Raw genomic sequence first — 23,806 nt, 5'->3', positions numbered from 1 at the left:
TGCCAGGTGGGGAACCGGGGGACGTGGAGCCTGTCAGACAGCGGGTGCGGGCATGCCCATGGCCGCCCAGCCTTCCCGTGTGGGGCCGTAGAACTCGGGGACGAGGATGCCGGCCTGGCGCATGAGCACCGTCATCTGGCCCCGGTGGTGGACCTGGTGGACCAGCAGGGCGAGGAGGGTCTGGCTCCGCTTCCAGTGCAAGTGTCCGAAGATCAGATCCACCTTCTCAAGTTCCGCGTCGTCCCAGTCGGCGAGGGCCTCCAGCAGCGATTCGGCCGAGCGGGCATAGGCATCCGCGATCGCGGGCGCGCGGGCGGGCGGCGGCGCCACGGGGAAGCCCCGTTCATCCTGGGCCGGGCCGTCCACGCGGAGCCCCATCTGGCTGGTGAGGGAGCCGATGCTGCCCACGAGGTGCCAGCCGAGGCGGCGCAGGTCCCGGTGGCCCGGGGCCACGGCCTGGTCCAGCGCCTGATCGGGGATGGCCCTCAGGACCTTCAGGGTGTCCTCGACCTCCTCCTGCCATGTGGTTCTGAAGTCTTCCAGGCGGTTGAACATGACAGCCTCCTCAGGGTGAACGAGGAGTGTGCGCCCCCCCTCCTGACAACCTGGTGGCAGGAGGCTCGCGGAGTGGGTCCAATCCGCCCGGGAAGCCTTCGCCGCCGCTTGGGGGGTCCCTGTGGGATGTCTTCGATGGGGGAGGATGTCGGATCGGGGGATCAGCGTCCCCGGGCCGTCCCACCGGCGGGGATGAGGCCTTGCGCCTGGACGGCTTCATCCAGGGCGGCGATCAAGGCTGGCACCAGGGGTTCCGGACCGTTGGCGGAGGCCCGGTACAGGGCGCTCAGCCGGCGGAACCCCACCTGGGGGATCGCCGTGACATGGACCCGATCGGCGAACTCGCCACCGAGGGCGAGCGCGGGGACGATCGCCGCGCCCAAGCCGGCCGCCACGAGGGAGAGGACCGTCGGGTACTCCACGCAGACGTGCGCCCGCTCGGGGGTGAACGCATGCTTCACCGCGAGCCGCTCCAGGGCCTGGGCGATGGGGGTTTCCGGCGGCCCCGTGATCCAGGGACGAGCCGCCAGGTCCTTCATCGAATGAGAGGCGGGCGGCCACGCCGAGGGCACGACGACCCGGTAGCCGTCCTCCGCCAAGGGCCTTGCGGCCAGGCCTTGGTACGAGGGTTCCTCCACCCCTCCGTCGTGTTCCACGATCACCAGGTCCACGCCACCGCTGCGCAGCTCCTTGAGGGCGGGCGGGCCCTCCAGTTCGATCACGCGGGGCTGGAGGTCGGGGTGGGTCCTGGCGAGCGTCTGGATCGCCGGCACGACGAGGTGTCGGAGGACGGTCGAAAACGAGGCGATCACGACCGGACCGCTCAGCCGCCCGCTCAGCGCCGTCAACTCGCGTCGGCCCTCGGTCAATTCCGCCTGGATCCGTTCCGCCCGCGCCGCCAGGAGTCGGCCGGCGGCTGTCAACCCCGCGGGGCGCTGCGAACGGTCCAGCAGGTCGACCCCGACCTCGCGCTCAAGCAGGGCGATCTGCTGGGACACGGCCGAGGGCGTCAGGTGGAGCAGCTGAGCCGCGTCGGAGACGCCGCCCCGGAGCCCGACGGCCCGCAAGATCAAGAGACGGCGAGGGTCGAGATCCATGAGATATTCTTAACTTTATCTTTAAAAAATATCGAAATATTTTTAGAAAAACTTCGCCTAAATTGAACCCTGGAGGACATGGCCATGACGGATGAATGGCGGGTTCAGTTCGATGCGGAGGTGACCTTCCTCAACGGAGGCGGCCTCCAGGCCCAGGGCTTCCGCCTGGACATCCCCGGCGCGGACATCACCGACCAGGAACTGGCGGGGATGTTCATCCGGAGCCTCGGCCTCCTGATGGTCGAGTCGGTCCGCTTCACGAACCGGCAGTTGCTTCGGGAACCCCACAAGGGGTCGCGCGGAACTGAGCACGGAACGGAGGCGGGCCCAGTCCGGCCGGGCCCGCGGCACTTGATCGAGTTGAGCCACACCATCCGGCACGGGATGGTGACCTATCCCGGCCTCCCAGGCCCGGAGATCACCGGGCACCTCAGCCGGGAATCCTCCCGCGCCCTCTACGCGCCAGGCTGCGAATTCCACATCGGCCGCATCAGCATGGTCGCCAACACCGGCACCTACCTGGACACGCCCTTCCACCGGTACGAAGGCGGTGCCGACCTCGCCGGCATCCCCCTGGCCTCGCTGGCGGATCTCGAGGGCCTCGTCCTCCGCCTTGCCGGAAGCGCCCAGCGGGCCATCGACCGCGCCGCGTTCCTCCCCTACGACGTCGCGGGCAAGGCCGTGCTGGTCCACACCGGATGGGACCGCCATTGGGGCACCGAGCAGTACGGGGAGGGGCATCCCTACCTCACCTCGGATGCGGCCGAATGGCTCGTGGCGCAGAAGGCCGCACTCGTCGGCATCGATTCGCTGAACATCGACGACACCCGCGACGGCGCCCGGCCGGTCCACTCCGCCCTGCTGGCGGCGGGGATCCCCATTGTGGAGCACCTGACGGGGCTGGATCAGGTGCCCGTCCAAGGGTTCCGCTTCCACGCCGCGCCCCCTCGCGTGGAAGGGATGGGAACCTTCCCTGTGCGGGCCTTCGCCATCGTCGAGGCATCGTGAAATCTGCGATCGAGCTGAAACCTGGCGAGCGGCCTGGATTGGCTTGAACCCCCGCCGGACCAGCCTCCACTGCGCGCGAGATCTCACCCCACTTCGAACACCGCCAGTCCGTCCTGCAGCGTCGTCCTCCCGCTGATGGAGACGACCTCGCCCACGCGGAAGGGGCGCTGGCGGCGGCGGAGGACGGGGGGGAAGGCGACGGCTTCGCAGAGGCCGGTCTCGTCCTCGAAGGTGACGAACTGCATGCGCTCGCCCTTCTCGGTGGCCACTTCCTTGTCCGCCACCACCAGGGCCCAGAAGCGAAGATATCGTCCGGGGGTTCCACGCTCCGCTGCGCTGCGCGAACACCCCCGGGCCCCCGCGCCCGGGTCCGGCCAAGCCGTACCCGGGCTTCCCCCCCTCCCCACATCCGCCACGCGGTCGGGCCCGCCGCCCTTCCGCACGCGGGCGAGGGCGGCGGGGTGGATCTCCAGGGTGAGGTCCATCGTGGCCATCTCCAGGTCCGCGCGGTCGAAGGCGTCCGTGGGGCGCGGGCGCACGCCGGGGGGCACGCCGCCCAGGCGTGCCCACATGAGGCGTGTGCGGTCGCCGTCCGGCGCCCAGCGGTCGAAGGCGCCGGCGGCGCAGAGGGCCTCGGCGGTGGTGACGGAGGGCTTCACCCGGCCCAGCAGGTCGTCCAGGTCCGCGAAGGGGCCCTGCTGCTCCCGGTTCTCCAGCAATTTCTCCACCTCCTTCGCCAGGGCGCCCTGCACCTGCATGAGGCCCACGCGCAGGGCTTGGCCGCCCTCGGCGGTGAAGGCCCAGGCGGAGGCGTTGGCGTCGGGCCCGCGCACCACCAGGCGGTGGCGGCGGGCGTCGCCCAGGTAGGCGATGGCCGGGTAGTAGCCGCCCTGGTTGGTGACGACGGAGGCGAAGAACTCGGCGGGATGGTGGGCCTTGATCCAGGCGCTCTCGAAGCTCACCTGGGCGTAGCTGGCGGAGTGCGGCTTGCAGAAGGAGTAGCCCTGGAAGGTGCGGATCATGTCCCAGGCCTCGTCCACGGTGGCGGGCCGCGCGCCCCGTTCTGCGCATCCGCGCCGGAACCGGGCCTCGAAGAAGGGCAGCTTCTCCTCGCAGTCGGGCTTGCCCAGCAGCTTGCGGAGCTGGTCGGCCTCGTAGTGGCTCCAGCCCGCCAGCGCCACGCAGACCTTGATGACGTCCTCCTGGTAGACCAGCACGCCGAAGCTCTCGGACAGCAGGTCGTTGAACACGGGATCGCTGGGCTCCCAGGCCTCCTCGCCGCGGCTGCGCTTCACGTAGCGGTCCACCCAGCGGTAGGCCGCGGGGCGGATGAGGCTGGAGTGGATCACCAGCGTCTCGAAGTCGCCCTTCCGCACCCGCTGCTGGAGCTGGCGTGTGGCGGGGCTCTCGACGTAGAAGACGCCGATGCTGTCGCCCCGGGCCAGGAGGGACTGGGTGGCGGGATCCTCGCGTGCATGCGTGCCGGGGTCGGCGGCCACGGCATCGCCCAGCACCGCGTAGGCATCGCGGATGACGGCCAGGCTGCGGTTTCCCAGCAGGTCGATCTTCACCAGGCCATAGCCCTCCACGCCGTCCTTGTCCCAGGTGGTGGTGGAAACCCCCTCCTTGGCCGGCGCGGGCTGGAAGGCGGCGTGCTCCCAGAAGGGGCCGGGGGTGACGACGGTGCCGCCGGGGTGCACGGAGAACTGGTGGAAGTGGCCCTTCAGCGCCGCGGCCTGGCGCAGGATCGTGTCCCAGGCGGGGTTCTCGGCGGCGCGGGGAAGGCCCCCTTCCCAGCCGCGGACGTAGCGGGCCAGCTGCTTCAGCTCGCTGTCGGGCCGTCCGTGGGCCTGGGCCACGGCCCGCAGGGCGCCCTTGGCCTTGAAGAAGGCGTGGTTGGCCACCATGGCCACGCGGTCGCGGCCGTAGCGCTCGAAGACCTTCTGGATGACGTCCCCCCGCTCGTCCCAAGCGAAGTCGATGTCCATGTCCGGCGGGTCCTTCCGCTCCGGCGTGAGAAAGCGCTCGAACATCAGGTTCGTGGCCACGGGATCCACGTTGCTGAGACCCAGGGCGTAGCTCACCAGCGACGCGGCCCCGCTGCCCCGGCCGCAGATGCGGGGCTTCGCGCCCTGGGCGGCCCGCACGATGTCCTCCACCAGCAGGAAGTAGCGGGCGAAGCCCTTGAAGGCGATGAGGTCCAGCTCCCGCTCCATGCGGGCCAGCACCTCGCCGCCCGGGTGCTCGAACCGCGCGGCAACCCCCGCCCGCACCTTCTCGCGCAGGAGGGCGTCCAAGTCCGAGCCCTTGCAGCCCAGGGGATCGGCCAGCACCCACGTGCCCCAGTGGACGTTCCAGCCCGAGATGCGCTCCAGGACGGCCGCGGTGGCCCGTTCCACGGCAGGCTCGCCGAAGGGGAAGCGGGCCTCCCAGTCGGCCCGGGGGACGGCCGCCTCCGCGGGATCCCACAGGGCCTCTGTGCGGATGAGCGTGGCCTGCGTCTCGATGGCCCGCTTCAGGCGGTGCATCTCCAGTCCCTCGGCGGTGCGGAAGCGCAGCACCTGGGGCGCCACCACCTCCAGGCCCGCCGCCAGGGCCTTCCGCGCCTCCTGGGCGCGCCGGGGATGGGCCAGGAGGGCGCCGTAGAGACCTTCCCGCAGCAAGGCATCCAGGCCCGCCAGGTCGTCGGCCAGCAGCACGCAGTCCCGGGGCGGATCGGGGGTGCCCAGGCCCGGGATATCGGGCCCCGGCGCCGCGTCGTGGGCCTGGATCGAGAGCAGGCGGTTCAGGGCCGCGTAGCCCGCGTCCGTGAAGGGCAGCGCGCCATAGCCATGGCCTCGCCAGGTGAAGCGGCTGCCCAGGTGCAGGCGGAAGCCCGTCCAGCGCGGATCCGGCGGCAGGCCCTCCAGGCGCCGCGCCTCGTGGATCCAGTCCAGCTCCGCCCGCAGCTTCGGGTAGCCCGCCACCCCCCGGTCCCAGCAGACCAGGTCGCGGTAGCCCAGGCGCCGCGCCAGCGAGAGCAGCTGCTTCGCCGGGTAGACGCCTTCACCAATGGAGAAATCGGAGATGCCGAGGGCGAACATGGGGGGCATATCCAGAGGGGAAAGGATCTCCACGAAGGACACGAAGCCAAGAACAAGAGCCCGAATCGCTCTTGGTGCCCTTGGTGCCTTTCTTCGTGTCCCTCTCGGTATCGGCGGAGCCGATACGCGAGACGAACGGACATCTCGTGGAGATCTTTTTGATGGAGAGGGAATCAGGGCTGCCAGTCGCGGGGCAGACCGCAGGCGTCGAGGACGGCGTGGAGGTAGGGGGTTCCGATGCGCAGGGCGCCCCGTTCGGCGAGGCTCACGAGGGCCTGGGAGCGGCCCATGCGCTCCGCGAGCTGGGCCTGGGTGAGGCCGGCCTGGCGGCGGGCGGCCCGCAGGCGCGGGGCCAGGGCCTTGGCCCGGGCGTCCGCTTCTGGCGCACGCCGGCCCTCCAGGAGCCCTTCGACGGACAGATCCTCGTCCAGGCGGGGCCAGTGGATGCCCGTGCCACGGCCGATGAGACGCCAGTCCGCCAGATCCTCGGCGGTAGCTGCCGCCAACCGGGGGAAGAAGGTCAACGGGCAGGCCAGTTCCCGGCCGTCCTGAAGCTGCACGACCAGCCGCCCCCGCTCGAACCAGAGGTGCGTGGCGCGGGGCGTGTCAGGATTCGCCATGGACATGGGGCGGCTCACGAGGTTCATGGCTGTAGAAGAAGAACCGGAAGGGTCCTTCCCGATGGACGGTGGGGGTCATGGGGTCTCCACAAATATTAGGCTGTTATTAGCCTATTTCAAGACAAACCTGCCCCATCCACCCCGGCAGCACGGCGCGGTCGGGGAAGCGGCGGCGGAGGCGGGCGAGGGCGGGCTCGAGGCGCTCGAGCCTGGCGTTCCGGGGGTCCTCGAAGAGGGCCCGCTCGCGGCCCAGGCCCCAGGCCAGGCGCAGCTCCACCTCGCGCACCAGGAGGCGGCGGGTGGCGCCCGCCAGGAAGGCCTGCTGGAGGCGGCGGGCCAGGATCAGGGGCGGCGCCGTGAGGTCTTCGGCAGAGGCCCGCCAGGTGTGGGGCTCGCCGTCCACGTCCCACCAGCGCAGGGTCAGCGTGCGGGGATGGCGGGGGTCGGACCAGAGCCAGTCCAGGCAGCGGACGGCCAGGCCCACCTCCTCCGGCAGGCGGGGGGGCTGGAGGCGCCAGCCGTGGCGGGCGTGGCCGGGGCGCTCGGTGAGCAGGGGCAGCTTCAGCCGGTCCTCGCCGCGGACCCGGGCCCACAGGTCCGGCGCGGCCTTGGGGTTCGTGAGTTCGGCCAGCACGGGCAGGGGCACGGGCTGGAGGTCCCCGAAGACCCGCAGGCCCAGGCGGTGGAAGCGGTCGTGGAGGCGCGGGGGCAGGTCCGGCAGGCGGCGCAGGGGCTGGGGGGCCAGGAAGGCGGCCTCGGCCCCCTCCCCCACCCGCTCCAGCTCATGCTCGGCCCGGGCGGCCAGCTGGGCGGCGGTGGCGCTGAGGGACAGGCCCCCATGGCTGGCCCAGCCGCGGCGCTCGGCCAGCTCCCGGCGCATGCGCTCGGCGGTGTCCGCCGGGGGCCCGAAGAGTCGCTGGGTGCCCTGGAGCTCCACCAGGGCCTCCCCCAGGCGGCCCAGCTGGCCCTGGGGCGTCCAGTGCTGGAGGAAGGTCCCCAGATCCGCCTGGGCCTCCCACCAGACCTGGGGCGAGGGATCCAGCACCCGCAGGCCCGGCGCCCGCCGCAGGGCCTGGTCCAGGGGCAGGCCCGGCCCCAGCCCCTCGGCCCGGCCCAGGCGGTTCACGAACCAGAGAATGGGCGAGCGGGGGCTCTCCGGGCTCAGGAAGGCCAAGGGCCGGTCCCGCAGGCCCCCGTCCCGCCCGCAGGCCAGCTGGAACGGCAGCTCGGGAACCCACATCGCCAGCACCGGGACCTCCTGGGGGATCCAAGTATGGCGAATTTTTAGCGAAAATCAACCGACCAGGAAAACCTGAACCGCGAAAAGCACGAATCGCCCTCCGGGCGCGTGAAAGCCGTCGCTTCAGAGGGGTGGCTCAGCCCCTTTTCGCGCATTTTCGTGTCTTTCGCGGTTCCAATCCTTACATCTGGAACCGGTGCGTGCACTCCACCCAGCTCTCGGATCCGTCCTTGTAGCGCTCGCGCTTCCAGATGGGCACGCGCTGCTTGATCTCGTCCATGATCCAGGCGGCGGCCTGGAAGCTCTCGGCGCGATGGGCGCTGCTGGTGGCCACGATGACGGCGGCCTCGGTGAGGGGCACGACGCCGATGCGGTGGTGGATGGCGCAGCGGGTGAGGCCGTAGCGCTCGATGACCCGCTCGCGCAGGAGGCCCAGTTCCTTCTCGGCCATGGGCCCGTATGCCTCGTAGGCCAGCTCCAGCACGGGCCTGCCCTCGTGGTGATCCCGGGCCCGGCCCTCGAACAGGACCAGGGCCCCGGCATGGGGGTCCTCCATGACAGTTCGTAAAGCCATTGCGTCCAATGGGGCTTCCTGAACCGATATCCAGGGAATCATGGGTGCCTCGCTCCGCTCCAGACCCAACCATACAGTGAAGTCGCTTTGATGAGGGACGCCATGACCAGCTTGCACGTTGATCCGAACGCTGTCTTCGACACCCTGGGCCGCCACATGCTGGTGGACGGCTTCCACCTGGTGATGGACCTGGAGAAATCCCACGACTCCTGGATCGTGGATGCCCGGGACGGCCGCAAGTACCTGGATTTCTACACTTTCTTCGCCACGACGCCCCTGGGCCACAACCACCCCCGACTGCGGGAGCCGGAATTCGTCCAGTACCTGGGCGAGATCGCCGTCAACAAGCCCGCCAACTCGGACATCTACACCACGGCCTTCGCGGAATGGGTGGAGGCCTTCGGCACCCATGCCGCCCCGGACTACCTGCCCCACCTCTTCTGGATCGACGGCGGGGCTCTGGCGGTGGAGAACGCCCTGAAGGCGGCCTTCGACTGGAAGGTGCGCAAGAATCTGGCGGCGGGCAAGGGCGAGAAGGGCTCCCAGGTCATCCACTTCCGCGAGGCCTTCCACGGCCGCAGCGGCTACACCCTGAGCCTCACGAACACCGCCGATCCCCGCAAGCATCAGTATTTCCCCAAGTTCCCCTGGCCCCGGGTGCCGAACCCCAAGCTGGAGTTCCCCGTGGACCTCGCCAAGGTCGAGGCCGCGGAGGCGGAGTCCATCGCCGCCATCGAGGCCGCCGTGGCCCAGAATCCGGATGACATCGCCTGCCTCATCGTCGAGCCCATCCAGGGCGAGGGCGGCGACAACCACTTCCGGGGCGAATTCCTGAAGAAGCTCCGAGCCCTGGCGGATCGTCACGATTTCCTGCTGATCTTCGACGAAGTGCAAACCGGCTTCGGCGCCACCGGCAAGTGGTGGGCCCACCAGTGGTTCGACGTTCAGCCCGACATCATCGCCTTCGGCAAGAAGGCTCAGACATGCGGCATCGCCGCGGGCCCGCGCCTCGACGAGGTGGACAGCGTCTTCAAGGTGCCCAGCCGCATCAACAGCACCTGGGGCGGCAACCTCGTGGACATGGTGCGCGGCACGCGCATCATCGACGTCATCCGCGAGGAGAACCTGCTGGAGCACGGCGTGACGCAGGGCGAGCGCCTGCTGAAGGGCCTGCAGGAGATCCACCGCGACTTCCCCGAGCTCACCTCGAACCCCCGCGGCCGGGGCCTCTTCTGCGCCCTGGACATCGCCACGCCGGAGCTGCGCAACGCCGTGGTGGCCAAGGGCCACGAGCTGGGCATGATGATCCTCTCCACGGGCTTCAAGGGCCTGCGCTTCCGCCCTGCCATGAACCTCCGGCCGGAGGATCTGGACCTGGGCGTGGAGCTGCTCCGCAAGGCCGTGGCACAGGTGGCCGCCACTTCCCCTACCCTGGTGGGATGAAGATCGAGCTCTACTGCGACGGCGCGTGTCTCGGGAACCCCGGTCCGGGTGGCTGGGGGTTCCTGCTGCGGGTGCACCTGGCGTCCGGCGTCCAGGAGAAGGAGGCCTCGGGTCCCGAGGCGGAGACCACCAACAACCGCATGGAGCTGACGGCGGCCATCCGCGGCCTGGAGGCGCTCACGAAGCCCTGCCAGGTGCTGCTCCAGAGCGACAGCCAGTACGTGGTGAAGGGCATCACCACCTGGCTGAAGGACTGGAAGCGGCGCGGCTGGAAGAAGGCCGATGGCAAGCCCGTGCTCAATGCGGACCTCTGGCAGGCCCTGGACGCGCAGCTGGCGCGGCACCACGTGGAGGCCCGCTGGGTGAAGGGCCATGCCGGCCACCCAGAGAACGAGCGGGTGGACCGCCTGGCCAACGCGGCGGCGCAGTCGGTGGCATGAAAAACGGGCCCCGGAGGGCCCGTTTCACGGGATGGAACGTCGACTATCTCCGCTTGGGGAACTTGTAGACGATCTCGGGCGTCCAGCCGCGCACGGGCTTGCCGTCGCGGATGGCGGGGGCGAAGGAGGACTTGTTGGCCGCATCGATGGCCGCCTCGTCGAAGCCGAAGGCCCCTGAGACCCCTTCGATCACGGACACCTTCAGCGGCTGGCCCTGCTCGCCCACGAACACCTTCAGGCGCACGATGTGATCCAGGTTGGTCTCCCACCGCATCTGGACGGCTCGCAGGGGGAAGATCGGCACCACCTGGTTCACCACGCGGGCGGGCTGGTCATTGACGGCCGCCACCTGCCTGGACGCGGTGGTCTGGGGCGTGGGCACACCGGTGGGTGTGGGCACGGCCACCGGGCGCGGGGCTTCCTGCATGGGCTGCGGCTTGGGCGCCTCGGGCACTGGCGGGGCCGCGGCGACCTTGGTCTCGGCGGCCTTCTTCTGCTCGGCCAGCCGCTGCTCGGCGGCCCTCTGCTCGGCCATCCGCTGCTCGGCGGCCTTCTGCTGCCGCTCGACCTCCTGCTTGCGCTGCTGGGATTCTTCCAACTGCTTCTGCAGCTTGGCCTTCTCCTCGGAGGACTTGGTCTCGCCGAGCTGCTTCTGGAGCTGGGCGGTCTTCTCGGCCTCGGCTCGGGCCTTGGCGTCGAGATCGGCCTTCTGCTGCTCGATCTCCGCCTTGATCCGCTGGAACTCCGCCAGCTGCGCCTGGACGGCCGGATCCACCTTGGGGCGCCCGAAGAACATGTAGCCCAGGCCCAGGATCACCACCGCGGCGAGGCCGCCGCCGATGAGGACCGTGCGGTTCTTCTGGCTGACCTGCTCGTCCGCGTGGCCGTCGATGTGCTCGGCGCGGGTGGCGCCGCTGCGCAGGCTCTCGCCGGCGGCGGTATAGCCGAGGAAGTTGTCGCCCTGCTCGGCCTTCATGGCGGCCGCATCCCGGTCGTTCTCCTCCCGGAAGAGCGTGTGCATGAAGAAAGCCATGTTGAACGTGGTGGGGCTGTACTCACCGTCGTAGAGCACGCGCTCGAGCTCGGTGCTGAAGTCCTCCACGGTGGCGAACGGCTGGCGGCCCAGCAGCAGGCGGCCGAGGAAGGCGCGGATCTCCGCGGGCAGCGGCGCTTCTTCCTGGGCGGCCTTGAGGGTGGCCTGGTCCAGGGTGGCCTGGAGGTCACCGCCCACGGGCAGCTTCTCGAAGGTGAGCAGCTCGTAGAGCACGGCGCCCAGCGCGAAAAGGTCCGTCTGGAGGGCGTTGTTCTCGGGCCCCTGGAGGTAGGGGGCCAGCTTGCGCTTGGCCATGGGCGCCTTGGCCAGCATGCCCTTGGCGATGGCGGCGAAGGGCGCGTCCACGAGCTGCGTGGCGCCCTCGAAGCTCACCCACACGCTGTAGGGGCTCAGCACGCCATGGCTGACGCCCTTGGCCTGCATCTGGACGATGCCCTGGGCCACGCCCTGGATGACGGTCAGGGCGTGATCCACACCGAAGGGGATCTGCTCCTGCCGAGCCTTCTCGATGAGCTGGGCGAGGCTCCGGCCGGGCACGTAGTCCCAGGCCACATGGGGGGTCTTGGCCGTCTCCAGCCGATAGCCCATGCCGTAGATGCGGGCGCCGCCCAGGAGGGACACCACGCGTCCGGCCTCGGCCAGATGCGCGTTCATGCCGGCCTGGAACATCTCTTCCGAGAAGGTCCGCACCAGCATGTGGCGATCGAAATTGCTCCCGGCAATGACCACCGCCCGATGGATCGAACCGAAGGGATCGTTGGCCAGTTCAGAGGCCAGGAGATAGGACCCGAGGCGGGTGTAAGTGCCCATGACTGCTCCAGAGGGGATGGTTGGAACGATAGCCCGAAAGTCGCGATTCGCCTAGCCCTCGCGGGGCGGGATCTACCCCATCCATCGTCCCGATGCACGTCGGACTTCAGGTCTGGCCTTCAGGGTTGAGCGGGGATCTCCCACTGGTCGCCGGCCGCCCGCCAGGCCAGGATCCAAAGGTTCGCCGTGGCGTGCACTCCATTGGAAAAAGCCAGCTGAAGCTGGGCGAAGGGCACCGACAGATCGTCCCAGGGACCGATGCGGCGGCCCGTATTCTCGTCGAAGTGGTCCCGGAGGCGGCGGTTCCGTTCGAGCTTGGTGGCCAGGAGGCGGCGCAGGGACGGTCCCGGGTCCAGGCTGCCCGTGGCGGCCCAATAGGGCTCCTGGGTCACCAGCAGGTGCGCCAGGTTCTGGTCGGCGTAGGTCTCGAAGCTCTCCCGGAGCGGGCTCAGCCCTTCGGTCACGGAGGGATCCGTCAGCAGCTGGACCATGTGGGCCAGCACGCCCAGGTCGCGGACGATGTCCTCGGGGCGGCGGTTCTCGTCGCTGAGGCGGAGGACCGTGCGGAACTGGGCCTCCACCTGCTCCACGGTGGGCGGCTGGTCGTTGGCCACGCCCCGGGCGCCTTCCAGAAGTTCCTGGGGATGGGCCCGCAGCAGGGCGGCCATGCCCCTGGGCAGCAGGCGGACGGCCTTGGCGGTCTGGGCCTCGTGGACCTTGGGCGACCAGGCCCCCAGCGGCAGACACGCCCAGAGCAGGGCCAGCAGGGCGCCTTTCAGTTCAGGCATCAGAGGCCTCCACGGGGACAGTCGGCTCCGCCATCCCGTCCTGGCGATCCAGGGGGATGCCCAGGGCCCGGAGGCGGTGCAGCAGGGTGGTGCGGCGCATGCCGAGGCGCCGGGCCGATTCGCTCTTGTTCCAGCCGGTGGCCTGGAGGGCCTCCTCGATCAGGTGCCGCTCCAGGTCTTCCAGGAAGCGGCCCAGACCCTGGTTCTGGGGCAGGTGCGGAAAGGCCGGGGAAGGCAGGATCCCCGCCACGGACGCGGGAAGATCCTGGTGGAGCAGCCGCTCTGGATCGGAGCCCAGGGCCATGGCCCGCTCCACGGCGTTCTCCAGCTCGCGCACGTTGCCCGGCCAGGGGTAGGCCTCCATGGCCTGCAGGGCCGCGGGTTCCACCTGCTTGAGTGGGAGGTTCAGCTCCCGCGCGAACTTGCGGAGAAAGTGGGCCACGAGCACGGGGATGTCCTGGGGGTGCTCGCGCAGGGGATGGATCTGCACGGGGATCACGTTCAGCCGGTAGAACAGGTCCTCCCGGAACCGCTTCTGCTCCACGAGGCTGGCCAGATCCTCGTTGGTGGCGGCCACCAGGCGGAAATCGGCCTTCAGCGTGCGCGCGGATCCCAGCGGCGTGAACTCGCGTTCCTGGATCACGCGCAGCAGCTTCACCTGCAGGCTCGGAGGCATGGTGCCGATCTCGTCCAGGAAGAGGGTGCCGCCCTCCGCCTGCTGGAAGCGCCCCGCCCGATCGCTGCGGGCGTCCGTGTACGCCCCCCGCACGTGGCCGAAGAGCTCGTCTTCCAGCAGCGTCTCCGGAATCGCGCCGCAGTGGATGGGCACGAACGGTCCCTGGGAGCGCGGGCTCCACTGGTGGATCGCCCGGGCCGCCAGCTCCTTGCCGGTGCCCGAGGGCCCGGTGATCAGCACCGTGGACGGCGACGGCGCCACACGCCGCAGCAGGCTCTGGAGTTTCTGCCAGGCGTCGGAGCAGCCCACCATGGACGGGCCCTCGGCCTGGCCTTCGATCTGCTCCCGCAGCCGCTTGTTCTCCTGGTTCAGCTGCGCCTTCTCGATGGCCCGCAGCAGCGTGTGCTCCAGCTCCTCCGCGCGGAAGGGCTTGGGCACGTAGTCGTAGATCCCCATGCGCATGGCCTGGAGGGCGGTCTCCACCGAGGTCGAACCGGACAGCACCACCACCACCGTATCGGGCTTGGCCACGGCCTCCCGGGCCAGGTCGAGGCCGTTCAGGTCCGGCAGCATGAGGTCCACCACGGCCAGGTCGAACCGCTCGTTCCTCAGGAACTGGGCCCCCCGCCGGCCGGATCCGGTGCCGACGACCTCATGCCCGTGCCGGGACAGCAGCGTGCCCACCACATCGAGGATGGTAGGATCGTCGTCCACCAGCAGGGCCCGGGCTGGATTCATGCCTGTCAGAGTCCCTGGCCCGGGGCCCCCTGTCAAGGTTTGGACAGCCCAGGTAGACTGCCCCCATGCTCTCCAGATCCAGCCTGTGGCAGCGCCTGTCCGGGGCTTCGCTCTGGCCCCTGGCCTGGGCTCTCGCGGCCGCCTGTGCCGTGCCCTGGCTGCTTCCGGAGCGGTGGGATGGCCAGTTCGCCGCCCGGTGGCTGGTCCTTGGCGCCCTGGCTTGGCTCCTGACCCTGCCGCTGCTCCGATTTCAGCGGTGGGCCGTGGTCCCGCTTGCCCTGGGGCTGGCAGGCATCACCTGCCTGGGGCTTGCCCGCAAGGCCCGGTGGGAGGCGGCTTTGTCCACCGGCTTCCAGGCCCTGGAGGGCCGCATCGACGCTCCCTGGACCCTCCAGGGCGAGCGGCTGCGGAGCCGCCTGGAGGTATCCGCGCCCGAGCCGTTGAGGGGCCTCTCCCTGCCCCTCACCATCCCCGCCGGGGGCGAGCAGGCGCCGCCCCTCCCGGGCACGCCGGTCCGCCTGCGCGCCGAGTTGCGGCCCGTGCAGGCCGCTCCTGTCTTCCTGGCGGAGCGCCCCCTCTGGCGGGCCCGCAGCGACGAGGCCCCCAGGCGCATCCACTTGGCTTCGGCGCAGCTGATGGAGGCCACCGGACCGCCGGCGCCCTCCCTCCTGCTGCGCCTCCAGACCTTCGCCCGGCGACGCTTCGAGGCCCTGCCCCTGGGCGCCACCGCGAAGGACCTGTGGGGCGCCCTGGCCCTGGGCATCCCGCCGGCGGACGAGGCCCACTTCAGCGTCTTCGCCGAGAGCGGCACCATCCACATCCTGGTGGTGTCCGGCCTCCAGGTGACCCTCGTGATGGCGGCGGTGGAAGCCCTCCTGCGCCGCCTGCGCCTGCGGGGAGCCGCCGCCGGAGCCATCGCGGCGGGCCTGCTCTACTCGGGCCTGGTGGGCTTCTCGGCACCGGTGTGGCGGGGGCTCTTCATGGGCGTGGCCTGGGCCATTGGGCGCTCCAGCGGGTGGAAGCTGCCGCCGGTGGCGGGCCTGCACCTGGCCCTGCTGCTCTGGCTGCTGGGCCACCCGGCGGCGGGCGTGGAGCCGGGCTTCCTGCTGGCCTGGTGGGCCCTGCTGGGCCTGCTGTGGGGCGCGGAGCCCCTGGCTGGCCTGCTGTCGCCGCTGCTGGGCCGCCTCGCCCTGCCCTTCGCCCGGCTGGCTGCGCCCTGGCTGTCCACGATGCCGCTGCTGGCCCTGCTGCATGGCGGCGCGCCCTGGTGGGGCATCCTGGCCAACCTATTGGTGCTGCCCCTGGTGGCCTTCCTCACGCCCCTCTGCCTCCTGCTGATCCTGGTTCCCCTGCCCGGCCTCACCCAGGGCGCCGCGGTGATCCTCACCTGGATGGGCGACCGCCTGGTGCCTGCCCTCACGGGCATCGCACCCCTGGCCACGGGCCGGCTGTGGCCCTGGCTCCTGCTCACCCTGGGCTGGCTGGCCCTGGCGCACCTGCAGGGGACGCTGCGGCGCACCCGGGCGCTGACCGTGGGTCTCGTCGCGGCCTCTCTGGGGCTGCTGGCCTTCCGCGGTACCGGGCGGGCCCCGGAAACCCTGACGCTGGAGGCCGTGGACGTGGGCCAGGGCGACGCCCTGCTGCTGCGGGTGCCCGACGGCGACGCCACCCTCATCGACACGGGACCCGGGCCGTGGACGGGCCGCAGGCTCGCGCGGGTGCTGAGCCGGCGCGGCGTGCGGGAACCCGTGCACCTGGTGCTCACCCACGCGCACGGCGACCACGCGGGCGGTTGGGCCACCCTGGCGCGGATCTGGCCGCTGGCCTCGACCTCCGTGCCGGTCACGTCGGAGGAGGAGGACCCATGGGAAGCCTTCCGCCCCACCGGCGCCGATCCCGCAGGCCTGCTGCGGGGCGACGCCTGGGCCCGCGGCGAGGCCGCCTTCAGCGTACGCTGGCCCCAGCGGGCCTACGCCCTGCCGGACGCGAACATGACCTCCACCGTCCTTCGCGTGGCCTGGCGCGACCGCGAACTCTGGCTCATGGGTGACGCCCTGGCCATCCAGGAGCGTGACCTGCTGGACCTGGGCGATCCCGGCGCCTTCCCCCACCGCCTGCTGAAGGTGGGCCACCATGGCAGCCGCAATGCCTCGGATCCGGCCTGGATCTCGGCCCTGCAGCCCGAGGTGGCCGTGATCCCGGCGGGCCGGCGGAACCGGTTCGAGCACCCGCACCCTGAGACCCTCGCGACGCTGCATCTGGCAGGCGTGGCCGCCTGGATCACGGGGCCCCGTTCCGGCGTGCGCCTGTCCGCCGTTCCATCAGGATGGCGTATCGAGACCGGGGATGGCGCCGTCGCGCTCACGCCTCTTCGAAGAAGCCAGAAGCCCTGAGCCTATCCACCAGCCGCTGGCTGCCTTCGAGGTGATTGGCCTTCCACTGCGTCGGCGCCCCGGGTCCCACGTCGTTCACCACCACCAGCGCCCCGCCGCAGGGCACGCCGGCGGCGTGGCAGGCCGCGAAAACGCCCGTGAGCTCCAGATGCTCGGCCGGAGCCACGGAGGCCAGCAGGGCCGCGCCTTCCAGGGTCTTCGTGATGGCGGGCGGCACGGCCACGGCGTGCGGCGGCAGGGGCCCGGCAAGCGTGGACGCCCAGCGGATGCGTTCGAGACCGGGCCGGTAGGCGCCGCCGCGCACTTCCTCCAGCGAGGTGGCGATGGCCACGGAGGCCCACAGACACTCGAACAGGGCCAGCCGTTCGTCGTAGCGCCCGCAGGTGCCGAGGAAAAGCACCGCCTCTGGCCGCCGCTCCGCCAGCAGCCGTGCCGTGGCTGCCGCCGCCGTCACCGCGCCGATGCCCACCGTGGCGGTTTCCCAGCCGGGCGGCGGATCCTCCGCGAGGGGGCCCAGCTCGGGTGCGAAGGCAGACAGCAGGAGGCGCATGGGCCGATTCTACAGATGATCCAGGGCCCAGGCGGCGACGGGGATAGAGAGGCCGTTGCCCAGCAGCTTGTAGCGGGCCTCCAGGGGTACGCCCTCCGGGAAGCGGAATCCCTCGGGCAGGCCCAGCAGCCGCGCCACCTCGGCGGGTGAGAAGCGTCGCACGCCACGCTCTGTTCTCAGGAAGGAACCGCTGCCCACGAAGCGCTGGCCGTAGCCACCGATGAAGCAGGTGCTGCGGCGCTCCGCCGGCGTCACGAAGTCCATCCCGTGGCGGTGGCGGGCCAGGATCTCGGGCCGCAGATACAGCCCCTCATCCTCCTCCGCATCCAGGAAGTCTCCCAGGGGATGCGGAGGCAGGTCCGGCAACGGCCGCGTCGCCAGAGGCTTTCGCGCGGCCACGACGAACACGCGGGGTCGCTGGTTGGGCCGGCCGAAGCGGCTGGGGCAGGCCTCCAGGTCCAGATGGTGCATCCCGTGGGCCCGCAGCCGCGCCATCAGCAGGGCGTGGGCGTCCGAGCCCAGGAAGCCACCCACGTTCTCCAGCACCAGGCGCTCCGGCGGCGCCTGGTCGAACAGGTCCATAAGATGACGGAAGGCCCGGCAGCGGCGGTCCTCCAGGCCATGCTGGTTCCCCATGCGACAGAAGGGCTGGCAGGGCGGGCTCATGAGCCAGGTATCGGCGCCAGCAGCGGCCAGCTCCGCCAGCGGGATCGTGGCCAGCTCGCGGGCCTTCGGCGTCTCGCCATGGTTCAGGGCGTAGGTGGCATTGGCCGCCTCGCTCACATCATAGGCCGCCACCACGCTGCCCTTGGTCCCGAGAGCCAGACGCCAGCCTCCCAGGCCCGAGAACAGCTCGAGGACGCGCATCGGCCTAGCCGCAGCCGCAGCTTCCGCAGCCGCCGCAGGAGGCCGCGGCGGTCAGGGCCGTGCCTCGGGCCAGGCCCTGCCCTTCGATGAACAGGCGCAGCCCCATGACCACTGCAGCAGCCGCATCCGCCCAGGGGAACCAGCGATCCAGCAGCACTCCCGCCAGGAGCAGGCCGGCCAGTTCCAACAAGGCGCGGGTGCGGGCGGCATCCGAGGCCAGGCTGGGGTGGAGGCCCGCCTGGGCGCGCTTGACCCACCAGAGGGGCGCCAGGACGGCCAGGGCCGCGCCCGCCAGGATGAGCGGGGCGGAACCCGCCTGGGGCCTGCGGTCGCCCATGAGGGCCGCCGCGGCGGTCAGGATGGCGCCCAGGGCCAAGAGGCGCACCAGGTGGCTGGCGGCGCGGAGGGTCAGGCGCTCGCGCTCCAGACCCCGGTTGCCGAAGCCCTCCCGGACGCGCTGCCCCACCACCAGGGAGGGCAGGCCCAGCAGGAGCGCGGCGGCGCCGAAGGTCCAGAGGGCGATGGCACTTTGATCGAGGCCGAGCCAGAGGGGGGGTGCGCCCAGGAGCAGGCCCGTCGCGGCAGTGGCGAAGGCAGGGGCCGCAGAGGCATCCGCCTTCATCGCGTGAGCTTCCGGTACTTGATGCGGTGCGGGTCGAAGGGCTTCAGGCCCAGCACATCCTTGCGGTACTGCTCGTACTCCGTGTAGTTCCCGTCGAAGAACTGCACCTGGGAATCGCCTTCGAAGGCCAGGATGTGCGTGGCCAGGCGGTCCAGGAACCAGCGGTCGTGGCTCACCACCACGGCGCTGCCGGCGAAGGACTCGATGGCCTCCTCCAGCGCCCGCATGGTGTTCACATCCAGGTCGTTGGTGGGCTCGTCGAAGAAGAGCAGGTTCGATTCGCTCTTGAGGGTCAGCGCCAGGTTCAGTCGGTTCTGCTGGCCGCCGCTCAGCTCGGAGACCTTCTTCTGCTGGGCGTCGCCGGAGAACCCGAAGCGGCTCAGCCAGGCCCGGGCGTTGATGAGCTTGCCGCCCAGCTCGATCTGCTCGTAGCCGCCCGATACCGCCTCGTAGACGCTCTTGTCGGGGTTGAGACCCGCGCGGAGCTGGTCCACGTAGGCCATCTTCACCGTCTCGCCGAGCCGGATGGTGCCCGTGTCCGGCTGCTCCTGGCCCGTGAGCAGTCGCAGCAGCGTGGACTTGCCGGCGCCGTTGGGGCCGATGACGCCCAGGATGCCACCGCGGGGGATGGCGAAGCTCAGGTTCTCGAACAGCATGCGGTCGCCGTAGGCCTTGGAGACGCCCTCCAGCTCGGCCACCAGGTCGCCCAGGCGCGGGCCGCTGGGGATGTAGATCTCCAGCTCCTGCTCCTTCTGGCGGCCCTCCTCGCCGGCCAGCCGCTCGTAGTTGGCGATGCGGGCCTTGCTCTTGGTGTGCTGCCCCTTGGGCGACATGCGGATCCACTCCAGCTCGCGCTCCAGCGTCTTCTGGCGCTTCTGGTCGGACTTTTCCTCGCGCGCCAGACGGCCCTGCTTCTGCTCCAGCCAGCTGGAGTAGTTGCCCTTCCAGGGGATGCCCTCGCCGCGGTCCAGCTCGAGGATCCACTCGGCGACATGGTCCAGGAAGTAGCGGTCATGGGTGACGGCGATGACCGTGCCCTTGTAGTCCTGGAGGTGCTTCTCCAGCCAGGCCACGGTCTCGGCGTCCAGATGGTTGGTGGGCTCGTCCAGGAGCAGGATGTCCGGCTCCTGGAGCAGCAGCCGGCAGAGGGCCACGCGGCGCCGCTCGCCACCGGACAACACACCTATCTTGGTGTCCGGGTCCGGGCAGCGCAGGGCGTCCATGGCCTGCTCGAGGCGGGAATCCAGGTCCCAGCAGTCGTGGGCGTCGATCTTCTCCTGGAGCTCGGCCTGCATGGCCAGCAGCACGTCCATGTCCGCGTCGGGATCGGCGAACTGGTCACTGATGGCGTTGTAGTCCTTCAGCCACTTCACCTTCTCGGCGGCGCCCTCCTCGACGATCTCCCGGACGGTCTTATCGGGGTCCAGCTGGGGCTCCTGGTCCAGGATGCCCGTGGTGTAGCCCTTGCTGAGCACCGCCTCGCCGTTGAAGTCGTGGTCCACGCCGGCCATGATCCGCAGGACCGTGCTCTTGCCGGAGCCATTGAGCCCGAGGACGCCGATCTTGGCGCCATAGAAGTAGCTGAGAGATATGTCCTTGATGACAGGCTTGTTGTTGTAGATCTTGCTGACCCGCATCATCGAATAGATGATCTCGGGCTGATCTGATGTCGCCTTGGTCGAGGTCTTGGCCATGGTCCGCTCAAAAGGGCGATTCTATCGCGCCCGGCCTCGGGCCTCCGGCACGGTTTCCCACCCCCCGGGGGACCTGCCCGGACGTTTCGCGCTTTCCCGCGGCAAGGGCTTGCGTCGAAAGCCGTGGGTTTGTAATTTAAAGTCAACAAACCGCATATGCAGGCGAATCTACCGCCTGCCGGCCCGGGTGGCCTGGAGATTCCCATGAACCAAGTGGTGGCGCGATTCCTGAACGGGACGACCCTCAAGGGCCAGACCAACGACTTCCTTCCGGCGAAGGATCTCTTCCACATCTCCGCGAACGGTAGCATCGGCGCCAAGCCACTGGAGGTGAAAGTGCCGGACCTCAAGGCCCTGTACTTCGTCCGGAGCCTCCAGGGCGATCCGGAACACCAGAAGACCAACGAGTTCCCGCCCAACGCCCCGGCCCCGGGCCGTAAGGTCAAGGTCACCTTCAAGGACGGCGAGGTGCTGGTGGGTACCACGCAGGGGTACCAGCCGAGCCGGCCGGGCTTCTTCCTGCTCCCGGCCGACCCGCGCTCGAACAATGAACGGTGCTACATCGTGACGTCCGCCACTCAGTCGGTGGCTTTCGTCTAGATCGATCAGTCCAGCGCCGCCTGGGCCGCCGCCAGGGTGGCGATGGGCACGCGATAGGGGCTGCAACTCACGTAGTCGAGACCCACGCGGTGGAAGAAATTCACGCTGCGGGGATCACCCCCGTGCTCGCCGCAGACGCCCAGCTTGATGCCGGGGCGCGCCGAGCGGCCCTTCTCGCACGAGATGCGCACCAGTTCGCCGATGCCCTCCTGGTCCAGGCTCTGGAAGGGATCGTCCTCCAACAGCTTCTTGCCCACGTACTCGGGCAGGAAGGTGCCCGCGTCGTCGCGGCTGAAGCCGAAACCCATCTGGGTGAGGTCGTTGGTGCCGAAGCTGAAGAACTCGGCCTCCTGGGCGATCTTGTCGGAGGTGATGGCGGCCCGGGGAATCTCGATCATGGTGCCGATGGGGCAGGCGAACTGGGTGCCGCGCTCCTGATTCACCTGGGCGATCTCATCCAGCATCTCGGTCTTGGTATAGCTCAGCTCCCGCACGGTCCCGATGAGCGGCACCATGATCTCGGGGATGGCTTTCACGCCCTCGGCGGCCACGTTCAGCGCGGCCTCGGCGATGGCCCGGACCTGCATGCGGATGATCTCGGGGAAGGTGATGCCCAGGCGGCAGCCGCGGTGGCCCATCATGGGGTTGAACTCGTGGAGCTGCGTCACGCGGCGCTCCACGGTGCCGAGGTCCACGCCCAGCACTTCCGCCATTTCCCGCTGGCCCGCCTCGTCCTGGGGAAGGAACTCGTGCAAGGGAGGATCCAGCAGGCGGATGTTCACGGGCAGGCCGTCCATGGCCTTGAAGATGCCCTCGAAATCCTCGCGCTGGATGGGCAGGAGCTTGGCCAGGGCCTTCTTGCGGCCCTCGGTGTCCGTGGCGAGGATCATCTCGCGCACGGCGATGATGCGGTCGCCTTCGAAGAACATGTGCTCGGTGCGGCAGAGGCCGATGCCCTGGGCGCCGAAGGCCCGTGCCACGGCAGCGTCGTGGGGCGTGTCGGCGTTGGTGCGGACCTTCATGCGCTTGGCCTCGTGGCTCCAGGCCATGATCTTGGCGAAGCGCTGGTAGAGTTCGCTGTCCCCGGCCTTCAGGCGGCCGTCCACCAGCACCTGGTTCACCTCGGAGGGATGGGCGCTCAGCTTGCCGGCGAACACCTCGCCCGTGGAGCCGTCCATGGAAATCCAATCGTGGCCGGCCTTCAGCTGATGGTCGCCCACCTTCACCAGGCCCTTGGCCACGTCGATCTGCACGGCCGAGGCGCCGCAAACGCAGGGCTTGCCCATGCCTCGGGCCACCACGGCCGCGTGGCTGGTCATGCCGCCACGGGCCGTGAGGATGCCCTGGGAGGCCACCATGCCGGCGATATCCTCGGGGCTGGTCTCCACGCGCACGAGCACCACGGGGCCCTCCTGGGCCATCTTCTCGGCCTGCTCGGCCGTGAGGGCGATGCGCCCCGTGGCCGCGCCGGGACCGGCGTTCAGGCCCTTGGTGAGCAGGTGGCCCTCCTTGCGCAGGCGATCCTTCTCCTTGGGATCGAAGACGGGCGCCAGCAGCTGGGACAGGCTGTCGGCATCGATGCGCTTCAGGGCGGTGTGCGTATCGATGAGCCCCTCGTCCACCAGGTCGATGGCGATGCGGATGCCGGCCATGGCGGTGCGCTTGCCGTTGCGCGTCTGCAGCAGGTAGAGCTTCCCGCGCTCGATGGTGAACTCGATGTCCTGCATGTCCTTGAAGTGGGTCTCGAGGCGCTTGCAGGTGGCGTCCAGCTCCGCGAAAGCCGCGGGCATGGCCTCCTCCAGGCTCTTCAGGCCGGTACCATCGGCCTGCGCCCGGGTGATGGGCTGGGGCGTGCGGATGCCGGCCACCACGTCCTCGCCCTGGGCGTTGATGAGGTACTCGCCGTAGAACAGCTTCTCGCCCGTGGCGGGGTCGCGCGTGAAGGCCACGCCCGTGCCGCAGTCGTCGCCCATGTTGCCGAAGACCATGCTCTGCACGTTGACGCCCGTGCCCCAGTCATCGGGAATGCGATGGAGGCGGCGGTAGGTGATGGCGCGGGCCGTGTTCCAACTCTCGAAGACGGCGCGGATGGCGCCCCAGAGCTGCTCCATGGGCTCCTGCGGGAAGGCCTGGCCGGTCTCTTCCCGCACGATCTCCTTGAAGGCGGCGACGAGGGCCTTCCAGTCCTCCGCGCCGAGTTCGGTGTCCTGGTGCTTGTGGAGCCGCTCTTTCGCGCGCTCCAGCTCCGCCTCGAACAGCGCATGCTCCACACCCAGCACCACGTTGCTGTACATCGTGATGAAGCGGCGGTAGGAATCCCAGGCGAAGCGGGAATTGCCGCTGGCCTTCTCCAGGGCCAGCACGGTCTGATCGTTGAGCCCCAGGTTGAGCACCGTGTCCATCATGCCGGGCATGGAGACGCGGGCGCCGGAGCGGACGGAGAGCAGGAGCGGGTTCTCGTTGGATCCGAAGCCGCAGCCCCGCACACCTTCGAGCCACTTCAGGGCTTCGACCACCTCGGCCTTGAGATCCTCGGCGAGCTTGCGGCCATGGGTGTAGTAGGCGTTGCACTGCTCCGTGGTGAGCGTGAATCCCGGGGGCACGGGAATGCCCAGACCCGCCATCTCTGCCAGGTTGCAGCCCTTGCCTCCGAGAAGGTTGCGCATGGCCGCGCCGCCTTCGTTACGGTTTCCCCCGAAGGTGTAAACACCTTTGCTCATCAGATCCTCCACGCGGAACCTTCAGTGTATCCGCCGCGACAGATAAATGGCCTGCGGATGCGGAGATCCGTACACGAAAACGGACCACCTCGAAGGGTGGCCCGTTTGGGGATTTAACGTCGCAGCGACCTACTTTTCCACTCCTGTGGGGAGCAGTATCATCGGCCCTCCAGGTCTTAACGGCCGTGTTCGGGATGGGAACGGGTGTGACCCCTGGGGAAAAGCCGCGACGAA

19 protein-coding genes and 1 rRNA gene are annotated in these 23,806 nt (G+C 69.9%); 5 read left to right on the top strand and 15 right to left on the bottom strand.

Features of this window, described 5'->3' with window-relative positions; all coding sequences use genetic code 11:
* Positions 1 to 33: 33 nt before the first annotated feature.
* A complete protein-coding gene (locus MLG87_RS00100) occupies positions 34 to 555 on the bottom strand; it encodes a DinB family protein (protein WP_243293207.1) in 522 nt (173 codons plus the stop codon).
* 161 nt (positions 556 to 716) lie between these two features.
* Positions 717 to 1,652 carry a LysR family transcriptional regulator gene (locus MLG87_RS00095; protein ID WP_243293206.1) on the bottom strand — a complete coding sequence of 312 codons (936 nt, stop codon included), beginning with the start codon at positions 1,650 to 1,652 and terminating at the stop codon, positions 717 to 719.
* Between the two features lie 84 nt (positions 1,653 to 1,736).
* Here MLG87_RS00095 and MLG87_RS00090 point away from each other — a divergent pair, with 84 nt between their 5' ends.
* The gene (locus tag MLG87_RS00090) at positions 1,737 to 2,660 is read left to right on the top strand and encodes a cyclase family protein (RefSeq protein WP_243293205.1); all 924 of its coding nucleotides are present in this window, start codon (positions 1,737 to 1,739) and stop codon (positions 2,658 to 2,660) included.
* Between the two features lie 83 nt (positions 2,661 to 2,743).
* On the opposite strand, the gene MLG87_RS00085 is transcribed toward MLG87_RS00090, so the two are convergent.
* The 4 genes from MLG87_RS00085 to MLG87_RS00070 all read right to left on the bottom strand — a co-directional run bounded on the left by MLG87_RS00085 (position 2,744) and on the right by MLG87_RS00070 (position 8,219).
* Positions 2,744 to 5,743 carry a helix-hairpin-helix domain-containing protein gene (locus MLG87_RS00085; protein ID WP_243293204.1) on the bottom strand — a complete coding sequence of 1,000 codons (3,000 nt, stop codon included), beginning with the start codon at positions 5,741 to 5,743 and terminating at the stop codon, positions 2,744 to 2,746.
* Positions 5,744 to 5,916: 173 nt separating this feature from the next.
* Positions 5,917 to 6,369, bottom strand: a complete 453-nt coding sequence (locus tag MLG87_RS00080; protein ID WP_243293203.1) for a DUF2442 domain-containing protein — start codon at positions 6,367 to 6,369, stop codon at positions 5,917 to 5,919.
* Positions 6,370 to 6,469: 100 nt separating this feature from the next.
* The gene (locus MLG87_RS00075) at positions 6,470 to 7,603 is read right to left on the bottom strand and encodes a Y-family DNA polymerase (RefSeq protein ID WP_243294546.1); all 1,134 of its coding nucleotides are present in this window, start codon (positions 7,601 to 7,603) and stop codon (positions 6,470 to 6,472) included.
* A 181-nt stretch (positions 7,604 to 7,784) separates the two neighbouring features.
* Positions 7,785 to 8,219, bottom strand: a complete 435-nt coding sequence (locus MLG87_RS00070) for a molybdenum cofactor biosynthesis protein MoaE (protein WP_279341022.1) — start codon at positions 8,217 to 8,219, stop codon at positions 7,785 to 7,787.
* Positions 8,220 to 8,279: 60 nt separating this feature from the next.
* Between MLG87_RS00070 and lat the strand changes: the two genes are divergently transcribed.
* Together lat and rnhA are read left to right on the top strand one after the other, a co-directional pair.
* Positions 8,280 to 9,620 carry an L-lysine 6-transaminase gene (lat, locus tag MLG87_RS00065; protein ID WP_243293201.1) on the top strand — a complete coding sequence of 447 codons (1,341 nt, stop codon included), beginning with the start codon at positions 8,280 to 8,282 and terminating at the stop codon, positions 9,618 to 9,620.
* Positions 9,617 to 10,060, top strand: a complete 444-nt coding sequence (gene rnhA, locus MLG87_RS00060; RefSeq protein ID WP_243293200.1) for a ribonuclease HI — start codon at positions 9,617 to 9,619, stop codon at positions 10,058 to 10,060. The genes lat and rnhA overlap by 4 nt, the downstream gene beginning before the upstream one ends.
* Positions 10,061 to 10,103: 43 nt before the next feature.
* On the opposite strand, the gene MLG87_RS00055 is transcribed toward rnhA, so the two are convergent.
* From MLG87_RS00055 to MLG87_RS00045, 3 genes are all read right to left on the bottom strand, one after another.
* Complete coding sequence (locus tag MLG87_RS00055) at positions 10,104 to 11,924, bottom strand: energy transducer TonB (protein ID WP_243293199.1); 1,821 nt, start codon at positions 11,922 to 11,924, stop codon at positions 10,104 to 10,106.
* 119 nt (positions 11,925 to 12,043) lie between these two features.
* Positions 12,044 to 12,712 (bottom strand): hypothetical protein, encoded by a 669-nt coding sequence (locus tag MLG87_RS00050; RefSeq protein WP_243293198.1) that lies wholly within the window; start codon positions 12,710 to 12,712, stop codon positions 12,044 to 12,046.
* Positions 12,705 to 14,126 (bottom strand): sigma-54-dependent transcriptional regulator, encoded by a 1,422-nt coding sequence (locus MLG87_RS00045; protein WP_243293197.1) that lies wholly within the window; start codon positions 14,124 to 14,126, stop codon positions 12,705 to 12,707. Before MLG87_RS00045 ends, MLG87_RS00050 begins: the two co-directional genes overlap by 8 nt.
* A 65-nt stretch (positions 14,127 to 14,191) precedes the next feature.
* On the opposite strand from MLG87_RS00045, the gene MLG87_RS00040 reads away from it, so the two are divergent.
* On the top strand, positions 14,192 to 16,519 hold the full coding sequence (locus MLG87_RS00040; RefSeq protein WP_243293196.1) for a ComEC/Rec2 family competence protein: 2,328 nt from the start codon (positions 14,192 to 14,194) through the stop codon (positions 16,517 to 16,519).
* On the opposite strand, the gene MLG87_RS00035 is transcribed toward MLG87_RS00040, so the two are convergent.
* The 4 genes from MLG87_RS00035 to ettA are packed head-to-tail and all read right to left on the bottom strand — an operon-like array spanning position 16,488 to position 20,252.
* On the bottom strand, positions 16,488 to 17,069 hold the full coding sequence (locus tag MLG87_RS00035; RefSeq protein ID WP_243293195.1) for a phosphorylase family protein: 582 nt from the start codon (positions 17,067 to 17,069) through the stop codon (positions 16,488 to 16,490). The two genes, MLG87_RS00040 and MLG87_RS00035, sit on opposite strands and share 32 nt — an antisense overlap.
* A gap of 9 nt (positions 17,070 to 17,078) precedes the next feature.
* Positions 17,079 to 17,936: a DNA cytosine methyltransferase gene (locus MLG87_RS00030; RefSeq protein ID WP_243293194.1), complete on the bottom strand. Its 858-nt coding sequence runs from the start codon at positions 17,934 to 17,936 to the stop codon at positions 17,079 to 17,081.
* A gap of 4 nt (positions 17,937 to 17,940) precedes the next feature.
* Positions 17,941 to 18,558: a hypothetical protein gene (locus MLG87_RS00025; protein WP_243293193.1), complete on the bottom strand. Its 618-nt coding sequence runs from the start codon at positions 18,556 to 18,558 to the stop codon at positions 17,941 to 17,943.
* Complete coding sequence (ettA, locus tag MLG87_RS00020; RefSeq protein WP_243293192.1) at positions 18,555 to 20,252, bottom strand: energy-dependent translational throttle protein EttA; 1,698 nt, start codon at positions 20,250 to 20,252, stop codon at positions 18,555 to 18,557. The genes MLG87_RS00025 and ettA overlap by 4 nt, the downstream gene beginning before the upstream one ends.
* Positions 20,253 to 20,456: 204 nt before the next feature.
* On the opposite strand from ettA, the gene MLG87_RS00015 reads away from it, so the two are divergent.
* Positions 20,457 to 20,852: a DUF6982 domain-containing protein gene (locus MLG87_RS00015; RefSeq protein WP_243293191.1), complete on the top strand. Its 396-nt coding sequence runs from the start codon at positions 20,457 to 20,459 to the stop codon at positions 20,850 to 20,852.
* Positions 20,853 to 20,857: 5 nt separating this feature from the next.
* Here MLG87_RS00015 and ppdK read toward each other — a convergent pair whose 3' ends face one another.
* Entirely contained in the window at positions 20,858 to 23,572 is a 2,715-nt protein-coding gene (gene ppdK, locus MLG87_RS00010; protein ID WP_243293190.1) for a pyruvate, phosphate dikinase, read from the bottom strand.
* A gap of 116 nt (positions 23,573 to 23,688) precedes the next feature.
* Positions 23,689 to 23,804, bottom strand: a 5S ribosomal RNA gene (rrf, locus tag MLG87_RS00005).
* Positions 23,805 to 23,806: the final 2 nt, after the last annotated feature.

The organism is Geothrix mesophila, from assembly GCF_022808835.1.
GTDB lineage: Bacteria > Acidobacteriota > Holophagae > Holophagales > Holophagaceae > Geothrix > Geothrix paludis.
The sequence above is the reverse complement of the archived record's forward strand: the minus strand, read 5'-3'. Positions and strand labels throughout refer to the sequence as shown.